General features: G+C 66.2%; 18 protein-coding genes. 7 read left to right on the plus strand and 11 right to left on the minus strand.

The features are described from left to right. Positions 1-11: 11 nt before the first annotated feature. From IB274_RS12030 to pilG, 7 genes are all read right to left on the minus strand, one after another. Positions 12-1046 (minus strand): chemotaxis protein CheB, encoded by a 1035-nt coding sequence (locus IB274_RS12030; protein ID WP_192432194.1) that lies wholly within the window; start codon positions 1044-1046, stop codon positions 12-14. Next, on the minus strand, positions 1039-9450 hold the full coding sequence (locus IB274_RS12035; RefSeq protein ID WP_192432196.1) for an Hpt domain-containing protein: 8412 nt from the start codon (positions 9448-9450) through the stop codon (positions 1039-1041). The genes IB274_RS12030 and IB274_RS12035 overlap by 8 nt, the downstream gene beginning before the upstream one ends. A 24-nt stretch (positions 9451-9474) precedes the next feature. Continuing rightward, positions 9475-10338, minus strand: coding sequence for a protein-glutamate O-methyltransferase (locus IB274_RS12040; RefSeq protein WP_192432487.1), 864 nt, complete (start codon positions 10336-10338; stop codon positions 9475-9477). A 62-nt stretch (positions 10339-10400) separates the two neighbouring features. Continuing rightward, entirely contained in the window at positions 10401-12449 is a 2049-nt protein-coding gene (locus tag IB274_RS12045) for a methyl-accepting chemotaxis protein (protein ID WP_192432198.1), read from the minus strand. An 83-nt stretch (positions 12450-12532) separates the two neighbouring features. Then, positions 12533-13069, minus strand: a complete 537-nt coding sequence (locus tag IB274_RS12050; RefSeq protein WP_192432200.1) for a chemotaxis protein CheW — start codon at positions 13067-13069, stop codon at positions 12533-12535. 53 nt (positions 13070-13122) lie between these two features. Continuing rightward, positions 13123-13488, minus strand: a complete 366-nt coding sequence (gene pilH, locus IB274_RS12055) for a twitching motility response regulator PilH (protein ID WP_192432202.1) — start codon at positions 13486-13488, stop codon at positions 13123-13125. 46 nt (positions 13489-13534) lie between these two features. Then, positions 13535-13942 (minus strand): twitching motility response regulator PilG, encoded by a 408-nt coding sequence (gene pilG, locus IB274_RS12060; protein WP_015475142.1) that lies wholly within the window; start codon positions 13940-13942, stop codon positions 13535-13537. 282 nt (positions 13943-14224) lie between these two features. Here pilG and gshB point away from each other — a divergent pair, with 282 nt between their 5' ends. The 7 genes from gshB to IB274_RS12095 all read left to right on the plus strand — a co-directional run bounded on the left by gshB (position 14225) and on the right by IB274_RS12095 (position 20193). Next, positions 14225-15187, plus strand: coding sequence for a glutathione synthase (gshB, locus tag IB274_RS12065; protein WP_192293780.1), 963 nt, complete (start codon positions 14225-14227; stop codon positions 15185-15187). Positions 15188-15243: 56 nt separating this feature from the next. After that, positions 15244-16137: an energy transducer TonB gene (locus IB274_RS12070; protein ID WP_192432204.1), complete on the plus strand. Its 894-nt coding sequence runs from the start codon at positions 15244-15246 to the stop codon at positions 16135-16137. A gap of 74 nt (positions 16138-16211) precedes the next feature. Further along, on the plus strand, positions 16212-16781 hold the full coding sequence (locus IB274_RS12075) for a YqgE/AlgH family protein (RefSeq protein ID WP_192432206.1): 570 nt from the start codon (positions 16212-16214) through the stop codon (positions 16779-16781). Then, positions 16778-17215 (plus strand): Holliday junction resolvase RuvX, encoded by a 438-nt coding sequence (ruvX, locus tag IB274_RS12080; protein WP_192432488.1) that lies wholly within the window; start codon positions 16778-16780, stop codon positions 17213-17215. The genes IB274_RS12075 and ruvX overlap by 4 nt, the downstream gene beginning before the upstream one ends. A 147-nt stretch (positions 17216-17362) precedes the next feature. Then, positions 17363-17875 carry a bifunctional pyr operon transcriptional regulator/uracil phosphoribosyltransferase PyrR gene (gene pyrR, locus IB274_RS12085; protein WP_081519598.1) on the plus strand — a complete coding sequence of 171 codons (513 nt, stop codon included), beginning with the start codon at positions 17363-17365 and terminating at the stop codon, positions 17873-17875. 45 nt (positions 17876-17920) lie between these two features. Beyond that, positions 17921-18925 carry an aspartate carbamoyltransferase catalytic subunit gene (locus IB274_RS12090; protein ID WP_192432208.1) on the plus strand — a complete coding sequence of 335 codons (1005 nt, stop codon included), beginning with the start codon at positions 17921-17923 and terminating at the stop codon, positions 18923-18925. After that, positions 18922-20193, plus strand: coding sequence for a dihydroorotase (locus IB274_RS12095; protein ID WP_192432210.1), 1272 nt, complete (start codon positions 18922-18924; stop codon positions 20191-20193). Before IB274_RS12090 ends, IB274_RS12095 begins: the two co-directional genes overlap by 4 nt. Before the next feature lie 172 nt (positions 20194-20365). Here the strand turns inward: IB274_RS12095 and IB274_RS12100 are convergent, their stop codons facing one another. The 4 genes from IB274_RS12100 to pilU form a co-directional block, all read right to left on the minus strand. Further along, the gene (locus IB274_RS12100; RefSeq protein WP_192432212.1) at positions 20366-21535 is read right to left on the minus strand and encodes a trans-sulfuration enzyme family protein; all 1170 of its coding nucleotides are present in this window, start codon (positions 21533-21535) and stop codon (positions 20366-20368) included. Then, positions 21532-22905: a pyridoxal-phosphate dependent enzyme gene (locus tag IB274_RS12105; protein WP_192432214.1), complete on the minus strand. Its 1374-nt coding sequence runs from the start codon at positions 22903-22905 to the stop codon at positions 21532-21534. Before IB274_RS12105 ends, IB274_RS12100 begins: the two co-directional genes overlap by 4 nt. Before the next feature lie 250 nt (positions 22906-23155). After that, positions 23156-23560, minus strand: a complete 405-nt coding sequence (locus IB274_RS12110) for an NINE protein (RefSeq protein ID WP_017520120.1) — start codon at positions 23558-23560, stop codon at positions 23156-23158. Positions 23561-23637: 77 nt separating this feature from the next. Beyond that, positions 23638-24783, minus strand: a complete 1146-nt coding sequence (gene pilU / locus IB274_RS12115) for a type IV pilus ATPase PilU (protein WP_192432216.1) — start codon at positions 24781-24783, stop codon at positions 23638-23640. Positions 24784-24834: the final 51 nt, after the last annotated feature.

Below are 24834 nucleotides of genomic sequence, written 5' to 3' on the forward strand. Positions count from 1 at the left end.
CGGGCCTTATCTCACTGCGTGACTACGCCGACGCATTGCTCGGCAAGGTGATTGACCAGCGCCGCCGCGAGTTCGCGCGGGTCGCCGGAAAGGGTGCTGTAGCCGCCTTCGCGCAGGCTGTCGGGCATGCTGGAGCAGGCGCAGCTGTCGGCGCGCTGGGTCCAGATCGGCGCGCCCTGGCGGCGTACGTAGGCCGCGGCGGCGCTGCCGTCGCTACACATGCCGCTGAACACGATCACGCCACAACGATCACCGTACTGCTGGGCGAGGTTGAGCATCATCTGGTCGATGGACGGGCTGTAGGGCTCCGGCCAGCCGCGATCTTCTATGCGCATGCGCGCCGAGCCGTCGAAGCCCAGTTCGCGGGAGATCGGCACCACCACGACTTCACCGCAGCGCACCGGGTCGCCGTCGCGCACGGGGTTGACGTGCCACTGGCTGTGACGGCCGACTGCTTGTGGCAGGTTGGCCTCGAAGGAAGCGTCGATGTGTTGGGCATACAGGAAGCCAACCGGCAGGCCGCCGGGCAGCGCATCGAGGAAAGTCTTAACCGCCGCCGGACCACCCAGCGAGGCGGCCAGCAGCCAGACCTGCGCAGCCGGTTCGCCGGCCTTGAGCGGGGAGGCCGCTAGGTCATCGGGCAACGCCACGCGGGTCGGGCGCTGCGCTTCGTCGAGCAGCGCAGCCAGGCTGCAGCCAACGCCGGCGCTGGGGTCGCCTACCAGCTTGCGCAGCTTGGACACCAGCCGGCGTTCCCAGCGCGGGTAATGTTCGGAATGCCGCTCCGGCGCGTGGCCTTCGCCGAACAGCACGGGCACCCGCGACTGTTCCAGCAGGTTGTCCACCAGCGGCGAATCTTCCTGCTGCGCCAGGTCCACCAGCCACAGGTCGGTCTCGCAGGCGTCCAACTGGTCGCTTTCAAGGCGCGCCGGGTCAGCGTTGAGCACCACCTGGTAGCCATGGCCGGCCAGGGCCTGCGCCAGCACGTGGCGCTGCAAGGAGGTATCGGCAATCACCGCAATCCGCGGCGTGCTCTGCTCAGACATGGGCCTTCACCAGCTTGTGGATGTTCTCCAGCAGCTCGGATTCCTGGTACGGCTTGCCCAGGTACTGGTTGACGCCGATGGCCAGGGCACGGTCGCGGTGCTTCTCGCCGGTACGGGAGGTAATCATGATGATCGGCAGGTCCTTCAGCTGTTCATCGTGGCGCACCAGGGTGGCCACCTCGAAGCCGTCCATGCGCGGCATCTCGATGTCCAGCAGCATGATGTCGGGCTTGTGTTCCTGCAGCTGGGCGATGGCGTCCACCCCGTCCTTGGCGGTGAGCACGTTCATGCCGTTGCGCTCGAGCAGGCGGCTGGTGACCTTGCGCACGGTGACCGAGTCGTCCACCACCATGACCAGGGTCGGGCGCTGGTGCTCGATTTCCGCGGCAGCCGGGCCGGCCAGCTGGCGGCGCGGGGCGTGCTGGATGAGCTGGGCATGGAGCACGCGGATGGTCGCCAGCAGGTCGAGAATCACCACCACGCGACCGTCACCGAGGATGGTCGCACCGGAGATGCCGCTGACGCCGGCGAACTGCGCACCGAGGCTCTTCACCACGATCTCGCGCGAGCCCGCCAGGGCATCCACCTGCACTGCCACGGCGTGGTCCGCCGAGCGCACGAGGATCACCGGCAACGGCAGCGACTGCCCGACCAGCTTGGGATGCTGGCCGTTGTTGAGCAGGTCGCCCAGGTATTTCAGTTCATAGCTCTGGCCCGCGTATTCGAAGCTCGGCGCGGCGCCGGTCTCGTCGGCGGCAGCCTGCTCGTAGAGGGCTTCGAGCTCGTACGGGGAGACCCGCACGATACCTTCGATGGTGTTCAGCGGCAGGGCGTAGAGGTCTTCGCCGGAGAGCACCATCAGCGCGCGGTTCACCGACACGGTGAACGGCAGGCGAATGTCGAAGCGGGTGCCTTCGCCGATGCTGGAGTGGATGCTCATGGAGCCGCCGAGCTGCTTCACCTCGGAGTTCACCACGTCCATTCCCACGCCACGGCCGGAAATCTGCGTGACCTTCTCGGCGGTACTGAAGCCGGCCTCGAGGATGAACTGCAACACCTCGTGGTCGTTCAGCTCGCTGTCGTCGGTCATCAGGCCGCGCTCGATGGCCTTGCGGCGCACCGCTTCGAGGCGGATGCCGGCACCGTCGTCGGCGAGGGTCAGGAGGATGTCGCCACCCTCACGGCCCAGGGTCAGGCGGATGGTGCCCTGCTCGGGCTTGCCGGCGATGCGGCGTGCCTCGCCGGACTCAATGCCATGGTCGACCGCGTTGCGCAGCATGTGCTCCAGCGGCGCGACGATGCGTTCGAGCACGGTACGGTCCATCTCGCCTTCGGCGTTGCTGACGACGAACTCGACCTGCTTGCCCAGCTCGCTCGCCACCTGGCGGACGATCCGGCGCAGGCGCGGCACCAGGCGGTCGAAGGGCACCATGCGGGTGCGCATCAGGCCTTCCTGCAGCTCGGTGTTGACCCGCGCCTGTTGCAGCAGCAGGGTCTCGGCGTCGCGGTTCTTGGCGGCCAGGGTTTCCTTGAGGTCGAACAGGTCGGAAGCAGACTCGAACAGTGCGCGCGAGAGCTGCTGCAGCTGCGAGTAGCGGTCCATTTCCAGCGGGTCGAATTCTTCGTAGCCGGCGCGCTCGGCGTCGGCCTGGTGGCGCGAGAGGATCTGCGCCTGGGTTTCGGTATCGAGGCGGCGCAGCTGATCGCGCACCCGCTCGATGGTGGCGTCCATCTCGCCCAGGGTCGAACCGACGTCGCTCACCTGCTGCTCGACGCGACCGCGGAAGATGGAGGTCTCACCGGCGAGGTTGACCAGGCCTTCGAGCAGTTGCGCGGGCACCTTCACCAGTTCCTGCGGCGCGCGGCGCGCAGCGGCTTCCTGGGCGGCTTCCTGGGCACGGCGGACGAAGGGCAGCACTACCGGCGCATCGATGCGCTGCGGTACGGCCGCAGCCATGATGGCTTCGGGCAATACCGGCAGGTTCACCGGGGCCGGCTGTTCGGCAACCGGCTCCTCGGCGAGGTCTTCATGCTGGCTTTCGGCGATTTCGACTTCACCCAGGTGCAGGCGCAGCTGGTCGACTTCGGCCTGCAGGCCTTCGAAGCCGGACTGCGCGTCCATCAACAGGCTTTCCGGCCAGGGCGCGCCCTGCTGCTGGGCTTCGCCCAGGTGCTGTTCGAGGTCGTGGGCCAGGTCGCCCAGGCTGGTCTGGCCAGCCAGGCGCGCACCGCCCTTGAGGGTGTGGAGAATGCGCAGCAGCTCGTCGAGCGCACCGTTCTCGCGCTCGGCGTCCCAGCGGCCCAGGGCCTGTTCCATGGCTTCCAGCAGGTCATCGGCCTCTTCCAGGAAAATATCCAGGATGTCGGCTTCCGGGCCTTCCGGCGCGGCATGGGCGGAGCTGATCGCGTGCAGGCTGACGCTGCTGGGGATGCTCAGTTGTTCGTCGGGGTTGGCACGAAATCGGTGGATCGCGTCAATCAGCGATTCACCTCCCGGAACCCGGCGATGCTGCTGGACCGCTTCGAGCATCTCGGCGAGACGATCGTGGCAGCGCTGCAGCAGTTCGAAGAGGGTCGGGCTCGCGCGCAGGCGTCCGCCGCAGAGCCCTTCGTAGAGGAACTCCAGTTCGTGGGAGAGATCGCCGATGGGGCGGATCTCGGCCATCCGCGCGCCACCCTTGAGGGTATGCAGGTCGCGTTGCAGCGCTTCCAGCTCGACGCTGTTGTCGGGGTTTTCCATCCAGCGGTGCAGAGCACCGGAGGAGCTTTCGAGGATGTCGAAACCTTCCTCGAGGAAGATTTCCACCAGTTCCTGGTCGCGGTCTTCGTCCAGCTCGTACTCGCTGTCCTGCACGCCCGAGGCTTCAGGGACAGCAGCGTCCGGCTCGGCCGGCTGCGCTCCGGCAACCTCGGTGTCGGCGGCTTCGAGAAACGCCTGCAGGTCGAGATCCTGCGCAGTGGCTTCCAGATCCGGCTCGATGCTTTCGAAATCGACGGTTTCCAGGTCGATGCTTTCGAAATCGCCGGCCTCAGACTCAGCTACTGCGTGCTCGTCGGCGGCTTCGGCTTCCGGCGCTGCCTCGGCGGGCAGCTCCAGCTCGATGTCGTCTTCGATGACGGGCGGCAGTTCGAGGCTTTCGTCCTGCTCGGCCACGGCGCCCTGCTGCGCGGCCAGGGCCTGCGGCAGACTCAAGCCGGCGGCCGGGTTCTGGCGGAAGGTGCGGATGGTCTGCACCAGGTCGGCCGGGTCGGTCAGCGCCTGGCCGGCCTGCAGTTGGTCGAGCTGGGTCGCCAGACGGTCGTGGCAGGTGCGCAACAGGTCGCCCAGCGGCTGGCTGTGCTGGAAGCGGTGGTCCAGCAGACCTTCATAGAGCGATTCGAGTTCGTGGGACAGGTCGCCGATCTCGCGGATTTCCGCCATGCGCGCGCCACCCTTGAGGGTGTGCAGGTCGCGCTGCAGAGTCGAGAGCGCGGCGAGGCCTTCGGGCGAGGCCAGCCACTGATCCAGCGCCTGGCCGGCGTTGTCCAGGATGTCGACCGCCTCTTCGAGGAAGATCGCCACCATTTCCTCGTCCAGCGCCCGCGGCGGTTGCTGCGGGGCGGGATGGGCATGCGGGGTCTCGGCGGTGATGACGTCATCGTCGTCATCGTCGGCGGCGCCTCGCGGCGCGCCGTCATTTTCGTTGCGTGGCGACCAGCTCAGGCCGTCGGGCAGGTTATCGTCGTCCACCGGGCGGCTGTCGAGGAGGAACTCCTCGTCCTCGGCAGGGAAGTCTTCTGCGGTCAGGCTTTCCAGGTCGACGAACTCGATGTCGGTGGCGTCCTGCTGGTCGTTCTCCGGCTCGTCCGGTGCGGCGACCGGGGCGTCCAGCAAGCGATGCAGCGCTTCGACCTGTTCCGGGCGGGCGCTGACCTGCAGGGCCGCAGCCACCTGATCCATCATGCCGATCAGCGCCTCGTGGGCGGTCTCGGCAGCAGAGAAGAAGGCGTCCCCGGTTTCCAGGCGACCCTGGCGTACGGCACCGTAGACCGCCAGCAGCGCATCGGCGAGTTCCGCCATCTGCGGCAGCTCCGCCATCTGCGCGCCACGACTGAGGGTTTCCAGCTCGTCATACAGGGCGCCCAGCTCATGGCGCTCCTGCGGGTGTTCACGCCAGCGGCGCAGCAGGTCCTCGGCGTCGAGCAGGATATCCATGCCCTCGGCGAGGAACATGCCGATCATCTGCGGGTCGTTGCCGCTTCCCTCGCCGCTTTCACCGCGACGCTTGGCCTCGGCAGCGTCAAGGCGCTCCTGGTGGATCTGCGCGATGCGCGCCAGCAGCTCCGGGCTGCCTTCGATGGGCGCCAGCGGGCGGCCCTGGACGAGCTGGTCGAGGCCGACGCGGAACAAGCCTTCGGCGGCGTGCAGCAACTCGGCCTCACGCAGGTCGACCTGCAGCAGGTTGGTTTTGAATTCCTTCACCAGCCGCTCCAGCGGCGTGGCGATTTCAGCGATCGGCAGGATGCCGGCCATGTGTGCGCTGCCCTTGAGCGTGTGCAGGGCGCGCTGCAGGTCGTCGGTCACCGGCTGCGGCAGCTGCTGCGCGCAATCGGCGAGGAAGCCGACCAGGGTTTCCAGATGGGCTTCCGCTTCATTGCGGAAGATCTCCAGCAACTGCGGGTCGAGGCTTTCGTCGAGTCCTTCGTTGGCGGCCTGCGCTGCAATCTCCTCGACATCCGCCAGCTCGGGGGTGATGTCCTCGACCTGCGGCACCGACTCGGGCAGCCCGCCACTCGGCGGCGGCACCGGCTGTCCCTTGGCCAGGGCGTGGGCAGTGGCGGCCAGGCGGTCGACATCGTCGCGCTGGCGCTGGGCGCTGGCGGCGTACTCGTCGACCAGTTCGGGCATCAGCGCGACCACGTCCTGGACCACCTGCAGCACAGCAGGCGACGCGGCGATGCTGCGGTCGAGCACGCGGTTGAGCAGATTCTCGATGGACCAGGCCAGCTCGCCGATCACCAGCGCGCGGACCATCCGGCCACTGCCCTTGAGGGTGTGGAAGGCGCGGCGGATTTCGGTCAACGAGTCGCGGTCGTCGGTGCTGGCCATCCAGGTCGGCAGGTGCTCGCCGATGGTTTCCAGCACTTCACCGGCTTCTTCGATGAAGACTTCGCGCAGCTCTTCGTCGATCGGTTCTTCGTCGGCGGGCGGCGGCAGCAGGCTGGGCGGCACGTCCTGGGCAGGCGGGTTGATCGCCTGGACCGGGGCAGCCATGACCTCGGCGAGGGACAGCGGCTTGGCCGGTGCCTCGGCGACCGGCTCGGGTTCGGCCGGCGGGCTGGGCAGCTCGACTTCCGGCAGGTCCAGGTCGGCGATGTTCTCGTCGCTCCAGGCTTCGGCCTGGAGGGTAGGCGTTTCCGCTTCGGCCAGCGATTCCAGCGGTTCCAGCTGCAGCGGTGCGTCGAGGCTGAGGTCGACGCCGGCATCCAGCGCGGTCGGTTCGCTCAGCTCGCCCAGTGTCCAGTTGTCATCGCTGACCAACGAGGCTTGCGCTGCGGACGGCTCTTCGGCGGACGGCTGGACATCGAAGCTCAGGTCTTCCAGGGGTTCCAGGCTCGCCAGTGGCGCGGGTTCGAGCGCTTCCAGGCTGGCGAAGTTTTCGTCCAGTTCCAGGGACGGCGCGGGCGACTCGGCAGCCGGCTGGCTCAGGTCGATGCTGAACCAGTCTTCCTCGGCGGGCTTCTCACCGGCCGGTTCGAGCGATTCCATGTTCCAGCTCAGCTCGTCCACCGGGGCCGGAGTGGCCTCCAGCGACGGCAGGCTGGCGAAGTCTTCGAGCAGCTCGGGCGTTGCCGGGGTTTCGCCCGGCGCTGTGGACAAGTCCGGAGCTTCCCAGGACTGTTCGGCAATATCGGACTCAGCCTGAGCCGGCTCGTCGAAGCGAGACGCCTCGGCCAGCGGAGAGGCTTCGTCCAGGCTCCAGCTCAGCTCTTCAGCCAGCGGCTGCGCCGGGGACTCTTCCAGCGTTTCGAGGCTGAACTCGATGCTGTCGGCCTTGTGGCTGTCGTCCAGCGACCAGCCTTCGTCGGCCAGGGTGGTGTCGGTGATTGGTGCAGCCGGCTCCAGCTCGATGTCCCAGCTGAGGCTTTCCGGCTCCAGCGTGGCGGTCGGCGCGCTCGGTTCGGTAGAGGCGGCCAGCGGCTCGACCTCGTCCAGGGTCCAGGCGCCCAGCTCAGCAACGGGCTCGGCGGCAGGCAGGCCGGAGTCCAGCTCCAGGGGCTCGAAGGTGAAGCTCGACTCGGCTTCGCTGACAGTCTGGCTTCCGGGCTCTGCTGGCAGGTCGAAGTCGGCCAGCAGCGCGGCTTCATCCACTGCAGCAGGTTCGACGACCGGCTCCAGGGATTCGTACGTAAAGGTCTCTTCGCCTTCGACGACGGGTTGCGGCGCGTCGAAGCCGGCCAGGTCGAGGATCGCCTCATCTGAAGGAGCCAGCTCTTCCAGAGGCGCCAGCTGAGAGGGCTGTTCGAACGACAGCTCTTCGAGCGGCGCAACCTCGAAGCTGTCGGCAATTTCCACAGGAGCGGCCAGTTCCGGGACGTCTTCCACCGGCACCGCTTCGGTCGGCTCGGCCAGCGGCTGGGCGGCCAGCACGTCGATCTCGTCGAGCGGATTATCCAGAGGTGCAGGCAGCGGCACGGGGGCATGAGCTTCCGGCTCGGCGTCGAGGATCGACGGACGCGGCTTGAGCGAGTAGCCCAGGCTGTCCAGGCTCTCCTCGGCCACGTCGAGGATCATGTCGCCCTGGGTGTTGTGGTCTTCCGACAGGCGCTCGAGGTAGTACTCGACGCTGGTGATGGCGTCGGCCAGGGTGTCCAGGCTGTGCCAGTCCGGCACGGCCTGGCGCACCAGCAGTTGTTCCTGGATGTAGCGATTGCAGTTTTCCAGCAGTTTCGCCGCACGTTCCTGGGAGATCATCGCCAGGCCGCCGCGAACCTGCGTCAGCAATTCCGGCACGCGGGCCAGGTGCTCGTGGTTCCATTGCGAGGCGATGAACTCGATGATCGCGTCCTTGGCCAGTTCCAGGCCGTTACGCGCTTCCTTGATCACCACCTGGTGGATCTGCTCGACGTCGGTGGTCGGCAGGACGTTCTCTTCGCTGCCCGGCTCTTCGCTCGGGCCGACCATGCCGGCCAGGGTGGCCTCGACATACAGCAGCGCACCGGCGACATCCATCAAGGTGGCGTCGTTGGGCTGGCGCTGGCCATGGGCGAGCGCGCTGACCACATCGATCTGGTCGAGGATGACCTTGCGCGGCTGGCCGAAGCCCAGCACGGCGAGGGTGTCGGCGATCTGCTTGAGCGGCGCCAGCAGGCTGCCCAGCTCGTTCACGCCGCTGCGGTCGCTGCGCACGAAGAGGTCGAGGCTGTCCTTGACCCGCACCAGCTCCTCGCACAGCGCGCCGACGACCGAGCGCATGGCGTCGCGGTCGGGGCCGGCGAGACGGGCGCGCTCCTCGTCCACCAGGGCCGCGCCGGGCAGGGCGTCGTCCAGGCGGTATTCGTCCTTCACCGCACGCACGCGCGGCGACTGGTCGGAGGCCTTGGCCACATAGAACAGCAGATTCTTGATCAGCTCGTCCGGCGCCGGCTGGTTCATGGCGTCGGCGCCCTGGTCGACCAGACGTTTGAACTCGCGATCGACCTGGCGCAGCAGGTTACGCACCGAGGTGCCGTTGGCGATGCTGCCGTTGGCCAGGCCTTCGATCATCGCCGAGGCGATCACCCACAGGCGGCCCAGCGGGGCGTCCTTGCACAGGGATTCGAGGCGGGCGAAGACGCGCGCCAGGTAGCCCAAGTTGGTCGGCAGGTCCTGGTTGCGGATGACGCCGACCAGGGCGACCTGCAGCATCTGCCGCAGCTTGCGCAGCAGTGCCGGCAGTTCGGCGGTACGCAGGCGCGCCAGGGCATCTACCGGCAGGACCGGGGACTCTTGGGACAAGTCGGGGGAGAACAGGCTGGTTTCCGACAGCAGCTTCTCGCCACGGGCGGTGCGCAGGTCGTTGAGCAGCGGCAGCACGACCATCGGCAGGTCGCGGCGGGCGCTCTGGATGCGCTCAAGGTACGCCGGCAGTTGCAGGATGGCCTGCATCAGCACTTCCAGCGCTTCACTCTGGCTGGAAGTCTTGCCGTCGATCAGCGCCTGCGTCAGGTATTCCATTTCCTCGGCGAGCAGGGCCGCGCCGTAGAACTCCACCATCTGCAGAGTGCCGCGCACCTGGTGGATATAGGCCAGGCAAAAGCCCATCCGCGTCGGGTCCTGGGGATTCTCGACGTAGGATTCGAGGGCTTGCCGCGCCTGCTTGAGCGTTTCGGCAATCTCGCCTTTTACCCATTCCAGGGCGACATAGTCGTGCCGATCACCCATAGCCACTCCACTCATGTGTCTGTGTCATCCCTTCCGGGTAAAAGCCAGAACGCGCTCATCGGCGACCGGTTCGAGCAGCGGGTGGTGCCAATCGGCAACCTCGCCCACTCCGATCACCAGCAGTCCCCCAGGCGCCAGCCGCTCGGCCAGGCGATTGAGGATTTCCCGCCGCCGCCAGCGGCGGAAATAGATCAGCAGGTTCTGGCAAAAAATCACGTCCATGCCGGACATTGGCGCCTTGGCCAGTTCCAGCACATTCAGCCGCGCGCAACAGACGCGCCCGGCGAGATCGGGTATCACACGGTATCGACCGTCATCCTGCGCGCTGAAGTAGCGCGTGGCCAGTTCCGGGTCGATATCCTCAAGCTTGCGTGCCGCATAAGTAGCCTCGCGCGCCCGGTTGAGGGCATTGAGGCTGATGTCGGTGCCGGTCACGCCATACAGCGGCGCAAGACCTGCGTCTTCCAGTACCTTGGCGGCCACCATGGCGAGGGAGTAAGGCTCCTCGCCGCTGGAACAGCCGACGCTCCACAACGCCAGCGGCCGGTTCGGGCCGACCTGCTCGAGGCGCTGGAGCAGGAAGCTTTCCAGCACGTCGAAGGATGCCTTGTGGCGAAAGAAACGGGTTTCCTGAACGGTGAGGCGGTCCAGCAGGTTCGACCACTCGACAGCACCGCGCGGGCCATCGGTGACCTGGCGGTAATAGGTGCCATAGTCGGCAATGCCCAGTTCGCGCATCCGCGCGCCTAGGCTGGTCTGCAGGAAGGCGCGGCGCTGTTCGTTGACGACAACGCCGGTGCGGTCTTCCAACAATGCCTGCCAGTCGCGGAAATCCGCGGCCGACATGTCGGCCAACGGCTGCAACGACCAGACGCCACTTGCCTGCATGTCGCGCCCCTCGCTCAAGATTGTCGTGCGCTACCCGGCTACGAGCCGCGCACCTCCTCTGCTCAGGCCTGTTCGGCGGTGTCCGGCAGTTTGAAGCCGGATACGGAGTGACGCATCTCGCCGGCCATCTTGGCCAGGTTACCAATGCTGCGCGCGGTGGCGGTGGTACCGGCAGAGGTCTGCGAGGTGATCTCCTGGATCACGTTCATGGTGTTGGAAATGTGGCCGGCGGAGGAGGCCTGCTGACGGGCGGCGTTGGAGATGTTCTGGATCAACGCTGCCAGGGTCTTGGATACCTTCTCGATCTCTTCCAGGGACACACCGGCGTCCTGCGCCAGGCGGGCACCACGGACCACCTCGGAGGTGGTCTGTTCCATCGAGATCACCGCCTCGTTGGTGTCGGTCTGAATGGTCTTCACCAGCGCTTCGATCTGCTTGGTCGCAGCGGAGGAACGTTCCGCCAGGCGCTGTACTTCGTCCGCTACCACGGCGAAGCCGCGGCCCGCGTCACCCGCCATGGACGCCTGGATCGCGGCGTTCAGTGCGAGGATGTTGGTCTGGTCGGCAATGTCGTTGATGAGGCTTACGATGTCACCGATCTCCTGGGACGATTCACCGAGGCGCTTGATCCGCTTCGAGGTGTCCTGGATCTGCTCACGGATGTTGTCCATGCCGGTGATGGTGTTGTGCACCACTTCGTTGCCCTTGTTGGCGATGGCTACGGAACGTTCCGCCACCGCCGAGGACTCGGAGGCGTTCGCCGATACCTGGTCAATGGACACGGCCATTTCGTTGATCGCGGCGGAGGCGCCGGCAATTTCCTGGGCCTGGTGCTCGGAAGCCTCGGCCAGGTGCATGGCGGTGGCCTGGGTTTCCTGGGCGGCGGCGGCCACCTGCACGGCGGTCAGGTTGATGGTTTCCACCAGCTCTCGGAGCTGGTCGATGGAGTAGTTGATGGAGTCCGCGATCGCACCGGTGAAGTCCTCGGTTACCGTCGCGGCCACCGTCAGGTCACCGTCGGCGAGGTCGGCAATTTCGTCGAGCAGTCGCAGAATCGCCGCCTGGTTACGTTCGTTCTTCTCGGCGGTCTCGGCCAGCCGGCGGTTGGTTTCACGCACCATCACCAGGCCGATGAGAATGATCGCGCCCAAGGCGATGATACCCAGCGCGGCGCTGGCAACCTGGTTGAAGACACGGCCTTCAGTCAAGTTCTCGAAGCCGGCGGCGAGGCTGGAAGCCTTGTCCAGCAGGGTCTGCGAGCCACCGAAGATGGTGTTGGCGGCTTCACGGACCTGGAACAGTTCCGGGGAGGTCTCGAGGATCTCGTCCACCGAGCCGGAAACGAATTCGAAGAGCTCGGCGATCTCGTTGAGGCGGTCCACCGCTTCGGCGTTGGTCACCTTGGAGATGCTCATCGCCGCGTTGCCTTCCTTCATGCCCTTGAGTACGCGGCCGAAAAGGCTGGCGTCACGACCGAAGCTGTCGGCTGCCTGCACGGAGTTCTCGTCACCGGCGAGCACCTTGTTCACCGAGCCAAGGATACGTTCGGCCAGCAGCGACTGGCGCTGGGCTACCGCAACCTGGTCGGCCGGGGCGCCGTTCTCCAGCAGGATGTCGACGACCTCTTCGTACTCCACCTGCAGCTGCGGGATGGTTTCGGCGAGGGTCGCGGCTACCTGGTGCAGGGACAGTACGGTCTGTTCGCTGGCGAGAATGGAGTCGGCGTTCTTGCGCAGGGTATCCCAGTCCTTCTGTACGTCCGCCATCTGCGGTTGTACCGATTCCGGGCTCGGCGGCAGGCCGGTAGTCTCGTCACCCTTGGAGAGGATGTTCCATCGCTTCTCGAAGTCGTTGCGCGCCTCTTTCAGCAGCTTGAACGCCTCGCCCTTGCCCGCCGCGGCTTCCGTGGCGTTCTTGGCGATACGCTGGGACAACACGCGCAGTTCGCCGGCATGGCCGATGTACTGCTTATCGTGGTTCGCCTGGGTGTTGAGGTAAGCGAAGTTCGCGAACAGCAGAACGATCGCCACGATCAGGACCACGAAGAGCCCAAGGATCAGCGAGCTGCTACGCGCACCCGAAAAAAGACTGCCTGCCTTTATATTTTTCATATTCGGCCCCCGCCTGGACCCACCACGATTACGGTTTCCATGTCACAACAAGGGCCGGCAACGCCGGCCCAACCGGTCAAACTCTAGCTGGCGACGTCCAGGAACCCCGGGTGTTGAGCCAGCGCATGCGGGCTGAACACGAGCCAGGGTTGCTCCCGGTGGAAGACGCCATGGATAAAGGGCTGCAGGACCGCTTCCAGCGGCGGCAACTGCTCGGAGAAGGTGTCCACCGGGAAGTGCTGCATGCCGAACACCTCATCGACGATGAGGCCCGCGAAGACTTCCTGATATTCCACGACGAGCACGCGCCGCTGTTTGCGCAGAGGCGAAAGCTCCGCGCCGAGGAAACCGCACAGATCCATGATCGGCAGCAGGCGACCGCGCACGTTGGCGACCCCCTTCACCCACTCACGGACACCGGGCAGCAGTGTGTAGCGCGGCTCGTGAAGAACCTCGCCGACCTCCCCCATGGGCGCCACGAACAGACGCCCAGCCATGCGAAAGCCGATGCCGTTCCAGCTCTGCACTACCTCGCGCTGCGCGGGCAGACCCGCGGCCAGCTGACGACAGCGCTGATCGATCTGGACGAGAACCTCGAAAGGACTCTGGACTTCCGCCATGCCGGCCCTGGCCTTCTCTAATAATTATGTTCTGGTGTGCAGGGACGGCTGTATCAGCCGGCCAGCACCGAATTGATGGTCTTGAGCAGTGTGTCTTCATCCACCGGCTTGGTCAGGTAGTCGCGAGCGCCCTGGCGCTTGCCCCAGACCTTGTCGGTCTCCTGGTCCTTGGTGGTGACGATGATCACCGGAATCGCGCTGGTTTCCGGGTCCTTGGACAACTGACGGGTCGCCTGGAAGCCGTTCAGGCCGGGCATGACGATGTCCATCAGGACGACGTCGGGCTTTTCCTGGCGAGCCAGGGCCACGCCATCGGCGCCATTTTCGGCCTTCAGTACCTGGTGCGAGTGCTTTTCCAGCATCGCGGTCAGCTTGTACATCTCGGTCGGCGAGTCATCAACAATCAGAATTCGAGCCATTGTGGTCCCCATACGGAATAGGCGTCACCGGCGCTTGCGCCGGACTTCAGGAAGCGTGCTCCACCGGGGTGAAGTCGGGCACATGGGTCTTGATCGCGCCGAGCAGTTCTTCCTTGCTGAAGGGCTTGGTGAGGTACTGATCGGAACCGACGATGCGACCCTTGGCCTTGTCGAACAGGCCGTCCTTGGAGGACAGCATGATCACCGGCGTGGATTTGAAGGCACTGTTGTTCTTGATCAGGGCGCAGGTCTGATAGCCATCCAGGCGCGGCATCATGATGTCGACGAAGATGATGCTGGGATGGGTATCGGCGATCTTGGCCAGCGCGTCGAAGCCGTCGATGGCTGTGATGACATCGCAGCCGACTTTCTTCAGCAGGGTTTCAGCCGTGCGACGAATCGTCTTGGAATCGTCGATCACCATTACTTTCAAACCGTCGGAATGCTGTTCCATGTTCGCCCTTACCATCTCGGTGAGTCGTTTTTTCCGCTTTTTATATCAGTGCGCTAGCGCCCTGCCACCGTCGGGCTGCGACCCAATCGTGGGAACCTTTTACCACAATCGTCAGAATCTTTACCACGCCCAGCAAATTCAGGCCATAAGACCCCGAACGCGCAGGCTTTTTCCTTGACCGAGCGCACATCCAGCGCCACCCTGAGCGTCCATTTTCAGCCTTTGCGGCGCGGCCCAGAGTCGCAGCCCCAAGCCGACGAATTCCCCCCAGGAGGACATCCCATGAGCGTACGCCTCGGGATCGTGATGGACCCCATCGCGCAGATCAGTTTCAAGAAGGACAGCTCGCTGGCCATGTTGCTGGCCGCCCAGGCCCGTGGCTGGCAGCTCTTCTATATGGAACAGCAGGATCTTTACCAGAAAGAGAACGTCGCTCGCGGTCGCATGCGCCCGCTCAAGGTGTTCTACGATCCGGCCCACTGGTTCGAGCTGGAAGACGAAGTCGACCAGCCGCTGTCGGACCTGGACGTGATCCTGATGCGCAAGGACCCGCCATTCGACAACGAATTCGTCTACTCCACCTACCTGCTGGAACAGGCCGAAACCGCCGGCACGCTCGTCGTCAACAAGCCGCAGAGCCTGCGTGACTGCAACGAGAAGTACTTCGCCACGCTGTTCCCGCAGTGCGCGCCGCCGACGGTGGTGAGCCGCCGGTCCGACATTCTCCGCGAATTCGCCGCGGAGCATCGTGACATCATTCTCAAACCCCTGGATGGCATGGGCGGATCGATGATCTTCCGCCACCGCGAAGGCGACCCGAACCTCTCGGTGATCCTCGAGACCCTGACCCGCCACGGCCAGGAACAGGTCATGGCGCAGCGCTACCTGCCGGCCATCAAGGATGGCGACAAGCGCATCCTGATGATCGACGGCGAGCCGGTGGAATACTGCCTGGCGCGCATCCCCGCCCAGGGCGAGACCCGCGGCAACCTCGCCGCCGGCGGCCGCGGCGTGGCCCAGCCACTGACCGAGCGCGACCGCTGGATCGCCGCGCAGGTCGGCCCGGAACTGCGCAAGCGCGGCCTGCTGTTCGTCGGCCTGGACGTGATCGGCGAGAACCTTACCGAGATCAACGTCACCAGCCCGACCTGCATCCGCGAGATCGATGCGGCCTACGACACGCGCATCGGTGAGAGACTGATGGCAGTCATCGACGAAAAGCTCAAGGCGCGCAGTGCGTCATAGACTTTTATAAGCCTCGTCGGCAGACTTCCGCCCCACCCTGGCCCGTGCGATCCGCAATGAACGCTGCAACCCACCAAGACTTCCCCGTGTCCTCCGGCGTACGTCCGGCGGACCGTCTGGGTTTCACCCTGTTCATTGCGGCCATCCTGCACGTGGCCGTGCTGCTGGGCGTCGGCTTCACCATGCCCTCGCCCAGCCAGCTGAGCAAAACCCTGGAAATCACCCTGGCCAGTTTCAAGAGCGACAAAGCCCCTGAGAAGGCCGACTACCTCGCCCAGATGAATCAGCAGGGCAGCGGCACCCTGGAACACAAGGCAATCCCCAAGACCACCGAGCAGGCGCCGTTCCAGGACACCGAAGTCAAGAAAGTCTCCCCGCCGGCCACCCCGCGCCAGGCCAAGAGCCCCGAAGCGCCCAAGGCCGCCGTCGCCACCCGCACCCCGCGCCCGGACAAGGTGCAGACCAAGCAGCAGACGCCCAAGGCAGAGACCGTCGCCAAGCCCGCGCCGCAGTTCGACTCCGCCCAGCTCTCAGCGGAAATCTCCAGCCTCGAAGCCGACCTCGCCCGCGAGCAGCAGGCCTATGCCAAGCGCCCGCGCATCCACCGCCTGAGCGCCGCCTCGACCATGCGCGACAAGGGCGCCTGGTATAAAGAGGAATGGCGCAAGAAGATCGAGCGTATCGGCAACCTCAATTACCCGGACGAAGCCCGCCGCCAGCGCATCTACGGCAACCTGCGGCTGCTGGTGTCGATCAACCGCGACGGCTCCCTGTATGAAGTACAGGTACTGGAATCCTCCGGCCAGCCCCTGCTCGACCAGGCCGCCCAGCGCATCGTGCGCCTGGCCGCACCCTTCGCGCCCTTCTCCGGCGACCTGAACGACATCGATCGCCTGGAAATCATCCGCACCTGGCGTTTCGAGCGCGGCGACCGCCTGTCCAGCAACTAAGCCAGCGCGCCCGAAGCGTCTACTGACGCTTTCAAGTCTTGTCCCTTTGGTCCCCAGGCCTGAAACTAGCCGGCATGAAAAGCACAGCTGCCAGCTATCTCAAGCACCACTTCCTGATCGCCATGCCGCACATGGCGGACTCCAATTTCGCCCAGACGGTGACCTACCTCGTGGAACACAACGAGCAGGGCGCCATGGGCCTGATCATCAATCGCCCCAGCGGCCTGAGTCTCGCCGACGTGCTCGAACAGCTGCGTCCGGACGAACTGCCGCCAGTGCGCTGCCAGGGCATGACCATCTATACCGGCGGCCCGGTACAGACGGACCGCGGCTTCGTCCTGCACCCCGCCGGACGTAGTTACCAGGCCACCCTGGAGCTGGGCGAGCTGTCGCTGTCCACCTCCCAGGACGTACTGTTCGCCATCGCCGATGGCAGCGGCCCCGCGCAGCACCTGATCACTCTCGGCTACGCAGGCTGGGAAGCCGGCCAGCTGGAAGCCGAACTCGCCGACAACGCCTGGCTGACCTGCCCCGCCGACCCGGCGGTGCTCTTCGAGGTGCCGACCGAGCAGCGCCTGTCGGCGGCCGCCGAGCGCCTGGGGGTAAACCTCAGCCTGCTCACCGCCCAGGCCGGGCACGCCTGATGAACAGCAAACCCCTGCGCCTGCTTCTAGGCTTCGACTACGGCACCAAGCAGATCGGCGTCGCCGTTGGCCAGGCCATCACCGGGCAGGCTCGCGAACTGTGCGTGCTCAAGGCACAGAACGGCGTGCCGGACTGGAACCGCGTCGAAGCCCTGATCAAGGAATGGCAGCCCGACGCTATCGTCGTCGGCCTGCCGCTGAACATGGACGGCACCCCCAGCGACATGAGCGAGCGCGCCGAGAAATTCGCCCGCCGCCTGCACGGCCGCTACAACCTGCCGGTGCACACCCACGACGAACGCCTGACCACCTACGCCGCCAAGGGCGAGCGCCTGGCCCAGGGCCAGCGCGATGGTTACCGCGAGCGCCCAGTGGACGCCCTGGCCGCCGCCCTGCTGCTGGAGGGCTGGCTGGCCGACAACGCCCCCGCTTGATCCACGCGGCCCTGCTGCAGCGTCCTTGACCTGAGGCAGCGCCAGCGCAGCGAAAGCCACTAAGCTTGCCGGACCACTCCTTCCCGGAACGGTCCGCCCCGATGGCCGCCCGTGCCGGGTGGCCTCGCCAACCGAACCGGAGACGTCATGACCCTGCCCAGCCCCGCCGAACTCATCCCCCGCATGGCCACCGACCTGCGCAACTATCTGGCGCAGCGCGGGATCGACTCGCCGCGCTTCGTCGGCATCCACACTGGCGGCATCTGGGTCGCCCAGGAACTGCTCAAGGCACTGGGCAGCGACGAGATCCTCGGCATCCTCGACGTCTCCTTCTACCGCGACGATTTCAGCCGCAGCGGCCTGCACCCGCAGGTCCGTCCGTCGGAACTGCCCTTCGAGATCGACGGCCAGCACCTGGTCCTGGTGGACGACGTACTGATGAGCGGCCGGACCATCCGCGCCGCGCTCAACGAGCTGTTCGACTACGGCCGCCCGGCCAGCGTGACCCTGGTCAGCCTGGTGGACCTGAACAAGCGCGAGCTGCCCATTCGCCCGGATATCGTCGGCGAAACCCTGTCCCTGGCACCCAACGAGCGGGTAAAATTGCGCGGTCCCGCACCACTTGTCCTCGAGCGCACGCTTCTCAGCACCGCGCTGTAACTCCGCGCGCCCGGACCTCCACCCCCAACTTTCAGGGCCTGCCACATGCCGACCGACGCCAAGCGCCCGCTGCAGCTCAACGACCTGGGCCAGCTGCGCCACTTCCTCTCGCTCGACGGGTTGTCCCGCGAACTGCTGACTGAAATCCTAGATACCGCCGATTCCTTCCTCGAAGTCGGCGCCCGCGCAGTGAAGAAAGTCCCGCTGCTGCGCGGCAAGACCGTGTGCAACGTGTTCTTCGAAAACTCCACACGCACCCGCACCACCTTCGAACTGGCCGCCCAGCGCCTGTCCGCCGACGTCATCTCGCTGAACGTGTCGACCTCCTCGACCAGCAAGGGCGAGACGCTCACCGACACCCTGCGCAACCTCGAGGCCATGGCCGCCGACATGTTCGTCGTGCGCCACAGCGACTCGGGCGCCGCGCACTTCATTGCTGAGCACGTCAGCCCCAACGTCGCCGTGATCAACGGCGGCGACGGCCGCCACGGCCACCCGACCCAGGGCATGCTCGACATGCTCACCATCCGCCGCCACAAGGGCAGCTTCGAGAACCTCTCGGTGGCCATCGTCGGCGACATTCTGCACTCGCGGGTGGCGCGCTCGGACATGCTGGCGCTGAAAACCCTCGGCTGCCCTGACATCCGCGTCATCGCGCCGCGCACGCTGCTGCCGGTAGGCCTGGAAGAACAGTACGGGGTGAAGGTGTTCACCGACGCCAACGAAGGCCTGAAGGATGTCGACGTGGTGATCATGCTGCGCCTGCAGCGCGAGCGCATGGCCGGCGGCCTGCTGCCCAGCGAAGGCGAGTTCTTCAAGCTCTACGGCCTGACCCAGAAGCGCCTGCAGCTGGCCAAGCCCGACGCCATCGTCATGCACCCCGGCCCGATCAACCGCGGCGTGGAGATCGATTCCGCCGTGGCTGACGGCGAACAGTCGGTAATCCTCAACCAGGTCACCTACGGCATCGCCATCCGCATGGCCGTGCTGTCCATGGCCATGAGCGGCCAGAACACCCAACGCCAGCTGGAACAGGAGGACGCGCAATGACCGTCAGTATTCGTGGCGCCCACCTGATCGACCCGGCCAGCGGCCTGGACAAAGTCTGCGACCTGCACATCGAGGCTGGCCGCATCGTCGCCATCGGCGACGCCCCCGAAGGCTTCCACGCCGCCCAGGAAATCGACGCCGCCGGCCTGATCGCCGCACCCGGCCTGGTGGACCTGAGCGTCGCCCTGCGCGAGCCGGGCTACAGCCGCAAGGGCAGCATCGAAAGCGAAACCCGCGCCGCCGCTGCCGGTGGCGTCACCAGCCTGTGCTTCCCGCCGCAGACCAAGCCGGTGCTGGACACCTCCGCCGTCGCCGAGCTGATCCTCGACCGCGCCCGCGAGGCCGGCAACGCCAAGGTCTTCCCCATCGGCGCGCTGACCAAGGGCCTGGCCGGCGAGCAACTGTCCGAGCTGGTCGCCCTGCGCGACGCCGGCTGCGTGGCCTTCACCAACGGCCTGGCGCCGATGGCGAGCAACCGCGTGCTGCTGCGTTCGCTGGAATACGCGGCGACCTTCGACCTGACCGTGGTGTTCACCTCCCAGGACGCCGAACTGGCGGCCGACGGCATCGCCCACGAAGGCCCGACCGCCAGCTTCCGCGGCCTGGCCGGCATCCCGGAAACCGCCGAGACCGTGGCCCTGGCCCGCAACCTGCTGCTGGTCGAGCAGTCCGGCGTGCGTGCGCACTTCAGCCAGCTGACCAGCGCCCGTGGCGTCGAGATGATCGCCCAGGCCCAGGCCCGTGGCCTGCCGGTCACTGCCGATGTGGCGCTGTACCAGTTGATCCTCACCGACGAGGCGCTGGCGGATTTCTCCAGCCTGTACCACGTGCAGCCGCCGCTGCGCTCGCACAAGGACCGCGACGCCCTGCGCGAAGCGGTGAAGAGCGGCGTGATCCAGGCCATCGCCAGCCACCACCAGCCCCACGAGCAGGACGCCAAGAACGCCCCGTTCGCCGCGACCGACCCGGGCATCAGCAGCGTCGAACTGCTGCTGCCGCTGGCCATGACCCTGGTGCAGGACGGCCTGCTCGACCTGCCGACCCTGCTCGCGCGCCTCTCCAGCGGCCCGGCCGCCGCCCTGCGCCTGCCGGCCGGCAAGCTGGCCATTGGCGCGGCCGCGGACGTGGTGCTGTTCGAAGCCGACGGCCAGACCCTGGCGGGCGAGACCTGGCACTCCCGCGGCCAGAACTGCCCGTTCCTCGGCCACTGCCTGCCGGGCGTGGTGCGCTGCACCCTGGTGGACGGACATATCGTCCACGCGGTGTGACGCTCCGCCGTTCCATGAAAAAGCCCGCCAATCGGCGGTTTTTTTCATGCTTCCTGTAGGAGCGCGTCAGTTGCGTAGGGCGCATAACCCGGAACGGGTTATTCGCCGGTAATGCCACGGCGAATAGCGCTGGCGCGTTATACGCCCTACCCGAATTGGCCGGAGCCGGTGATCAGATCATCGCCAAAGCCTTGGCCAGATCGGCGCGCAGGTCTTCCACGCCCTCCACCCCCACCGACAGGCGAATCAGCGAATCGCCGATGCCCAGCGCCGCGCGGTTCTCCGCCGGGATACTGGCGTGGGTCATGATCGCCGGGTGCTCGATCAGGCTCTCCACGCCGCCCAGGCTTTCCGCCAGGGCGAACAACTGGACGTTCTCCAGGAAGCGCCGTGAGCCGGCGAGGTCGGTGTCCAGGTCCAGCGAGATCATCCCGCCGAAGCCCTTCATCTGCGTGCGCGCCAGTTCGTGCTGCGGGTGTGATGGCAGGCCGGGGTAGTAGACGCGTTTGACCTGCGGCTGCTGCTCCAGCCATTTCGCCAGGTCGAGAGCGTTGGCGCAGTGGCGCTCCATGCGCAGCGCCAGGGTCTTCACCCCGCGCAGGGTGAGGAAGGCGTCGAAAGGGCCGGCGATGGCGCCCACCGAGTTCTGCAGGAAGCCCAGGCGTTCGGCGAGGTCGGGGTTGTCGCCGACGATGGCGATGCCGCCGATGACGTCCGAGTGGCCATTGAGGTACTTGGTGGTGGAGTGCACGACGATGTCGAAGCCCAGGTCCAGTGGGCGCTGCACGTAGGGACTGGCGAAAGTGTTGTCGGCCACGCAGAGGATGCCGCGCTCGCGGCAGGTGCGGGCGATGGCGGCCAGGTCGGTCAGGCGCAGCAGCGGGTTGCTCGGGGTTTCCACCCAGACCATGCGCGTCTTGTCGGTCAGTGCCGCCTCCAGCGCGCCGGGCTGGGCCAGGTCGGCGAAGTGGAAATCGTGCCCGGCGCTGCGCCGGCGCACCCGCTCGAACAGGCGGAAGGTGCCGCCGTAGAGGTCATTGCCGGAGACGATGTGCGAGCCGGCATCGAGCAGCTCCAGCGCCGCCGAGATCGCCGCCAGCCCCGAGGCGAAGGCGAACGCCTTGCTGCCGCCTTCCAGGTCTGCCACGCAGCGCTCCAGCGCCCAGCGCGTGGGGTTGTGCGAGCGGCCGTAGTCGAGGCCCTTGTGCACGCCGGGGCTGTCCTGGCGGTAGGTGGAGTTGGCGTAGATCGGCGGCATGATCGCCCCGGTGGATGGGTCCGGCTCCTGCCCGGCGTGAATCACGCGGGTGGCGAAACCGAGGCGGTCGTCGTGCTGGCTCATGGCAGGGTCCTCCGCAAGTGGTTGAGCAGGTCGAATCTTGTGATCAGGCCGTGGAAGCCCGAGGCGTCGGCGATGATCGCCACCAGACCGCGCCCAAGCACCGCTTCCAGTTCGGCGAGGCTGGCACCGGGGGCCAGGGTTTCCGGCGCATCGCTCATGGCGCTGGAGACTTCGCAACGGTAGTGCGCGGGGTCGTCATGCACGCCCATGAGGATGTCGGACTCGTCGATCACGCCCACCAGGCGCTTGCCGTCGAGTACGGGGAGCTGGGAGATGTCCGCCAGGCGCATGCGCTGGAAGGCGGTGAGCAGGGTGTCGCCGGGGCCGACACTGACCACCCGGCCTTCCTCGAAGCGCCGTGCGATGATGTCGCGCAGGTCGCCGTAGCGCTTGCGCTGCAGCAGGCCCTGGTCGGTCATCCACTGGTCGTTGTAGATCTTCGACAGGTAGCGCGTGCCGGTGTCGCAGACCAGGCTGACCACGCGCTTGGGTTCATTCTGCTCGCGGCAGAAGCGCAGCGCGGCGGCCAGCAGCGTGCCGGTGGAGGACCCGGCGGCGATGCCTTCATTGCGCAGCAGCTCGCGGGCGGTGGCGAAGCTTTCCTCGTCGCTGATCGAGTAGGCGTGGCGCACGCTGGAGAGGTCGGCAATCGACGGCACGAAGTCTTCGCCGATGCCCTCCACCGCCCAGGAGCCGGGCGTACCGATGGCGCCGGAGCGCGAATACTCGGCCATGATCGAGCCAACGGGGTCGGCGAGGACCATTTCCAGTTCGGGCTGGACCTTCTGGAAGAAGCGCGTGAGGCCGGTGAGCGTGCCGGCGGAGCCGACACCGACCACCACGGCGTCGAGGTCATGGCCGGTCTGCGCCCAGATTTCCGGGCCGGTGCCGGTCTCATGGGCCAGTGGGTTGGCGGGGTTGTTGAACTGGTCGGCGAAGAAGGCGTCGGGTAGGTCTTTCGCCAGCCGCGCGGCGACGTCCTGGTAATACTCGGGGTGGCCCTTGCCGACGTCGGAACGGGTGATGTGCACCTCGGCACCCATGGCGCGCAGGTGCAGGACCTTCTCGGTGGACATCTTGTCCGGCACCACCAGCACCACCCGGTAGCCCTTGGCGCGCCCCACCAACGCCAGGCCCAAGCCCGTGTTGCCGGCAGTGGCTTCGACGATCACGCCACCGGGCTTTAGCCGGCCGTCGCGCTCGGCGGCCTCGATCATGGCGACACCGATGCGGTCCTTGATCGAGCCGCCGGGGTTCTGTGATTCGAGCTTGAGGAACAGCGTGCAGGGTCCGGTATCGAAGCGCGTCACGCGGACCATGGGGGTATTGCCGATCAGGTCGAGTACGGCGGGGCGGGATTCGTTGCTCATGGCAGCCACTCCTTCTGCGGCGCCACGGGGATCGCCCGGCGACGCCTGCTACTGTCCTCCTGACCTTAGGCGGGAGGCACAGGTCGCGCCAGGCGGCGCGACGAAAGACGAGGGTGGACGTGCGTAGGAGCAAGCGGTGCGCAGAGCGTTCATCTGTAGGAGCGAGCTTGCTCGCGAACCGCCCAACGTCGGCGCTCGGGATGTTCGCGAGCAAGGACTGGGCGTCCCCCTCGCTCCTACAAAAGAAGGGTCAGATCCGCTGCGGCCCGTTGCGCTCGGAAATCTGGCTGTTCAGCGTCCAGAAGTCATAGAGCACGCCGATGAAGAACAGGCCGCCGGTGAACAGGTAGAGGATGCCGGTGAGCCACTTGCCCATGTACATGCGGTGCACGCCGAACACACCGAGGAAGGTCAGCAGGATCCAGGCGACGTTGTAGTCCACGCCGCCGGAACGGTAGCGCTGGTCCGCCGCGTCATCCATGGAGGGAATGAGGAACAAGTCGATGATCCAGCCGATGAAGAACAGGCCGAGGGTGAAGAACCAGATGGTGCCTGTGATCGGTCGGCCGTAGTAGAAACGGTGCGAGCCGGTGAAGCCGAAGATCCACAGCAGGTAGCCGATGACCTTGCTATGGGTGTCAGGGTTGGCGGACATGCCTTTCTCCCGTTGCGTTACAAGGCAACCAGCATAAACGAAAAGCCCGCACGGGGCGGGCTTCTCAAGGAGCGGGATCAGCGGAAACGGCGATTGGGGTCGTCGTCGCCCATCTCCAGGGTCAGGCCCTGGGTCATGGTGGTCAGGTGGTCGGCGTCGGTCTCCGAGCCCAGCTTGATCATCAGGCGCAGGTCGTTCGCCGAGTCGGCGTAGGCCAGCGCATCTTCGTAGGTGATCTCGCCCTGGGTGTAGAGCTGGTACAGCGCTTGGTCGAAGGTCTGCATGCCCTGCTCGGTGGAGCGCTTCATCAGTGGCTTGAGCTCGTGGACCTCACCCTTGCGGATCAGGTCGGCGGCCAGCGGGGTGTTCAGCAGCACCTCGATCACCGCGCGGCGGCCCTTGCCGTCCGGGGTCGGCACCAGTTGCTGGGCGACGATGGCCTTGAGGTTCAGCGAGAGGTCCATCCACACCTGGCCATGCCGGTCGGCCGGGAAGAAGTGGATGATCCGCTCCAGCGCCTGGTTGGCATTGTTGGCGTGCAGGGTCGCCAGGCACAGGTGGCCGGTTTCGGCGAAGGCCACGGCGTGGTCCATGGTCTCGCGCGAGCGCACCTCGCCGATCATGATCACGTCCGGCGCCTGGCGCAGGGTGTTCTTCAGGGCCACCTCGAAGGTATCGGTATCCAGGCCCACCTCACGCTGGGTGACGATGCAGCCCTGGTGCTGGTGGATGTACTCGATGGGGTCTTCGATGGAGATGATGTGGCCGGTGGAGTTCTTGTTGCGGTAGCCGATCATCGCCGCCAGCGAGGTGGATTTACCGGTACCGGTGGCGCCAACGAAGATCACCAGGCCGCGCTTGGTCATCGCCAGCTTCTTGAGGATTTCCGGCAGTTTCAGGTCATCGATGGTCGGGATGTTGGTCTCGATGCGCCGCAGCACCATGCCCACCAGGTTGCGCTGGTAGAAGGCGCTGACACGGAAGCGACCGACGCCACGAGCGCTGATCGCGAAGTTGCACTCGTGGTTCTCGGCGAAGTCGCGGCGCTGCTGCTCGTTCATCACCGACAGCACGGTCTCGCGGGTCTGCTCCGGCGACAGCGCAGTCTTGGTGACCGGCAGCACCTTGCCGTTGACCTTCATCGAAGGCGGCACGCCCGCCGTGATGAACAGGTCGGAGGCCCCCTTTTCCACCATCAGGCGCAACAGCTTCTCGAATTCCATGATCTTTCTCGCCGAGTTCACGCTGACTACGACAGGGCTGTCGGATCACGA

This window comes from Pseudomonas sp. PDM18 (assembly GCF_014852585.1).
Classification (GTDB): domain Bacteria; phylum Pseudomonadota; class Gammaproteobacteria; order Pseudomonadales; family Pseudomonadaceae; genus Pseudomonas.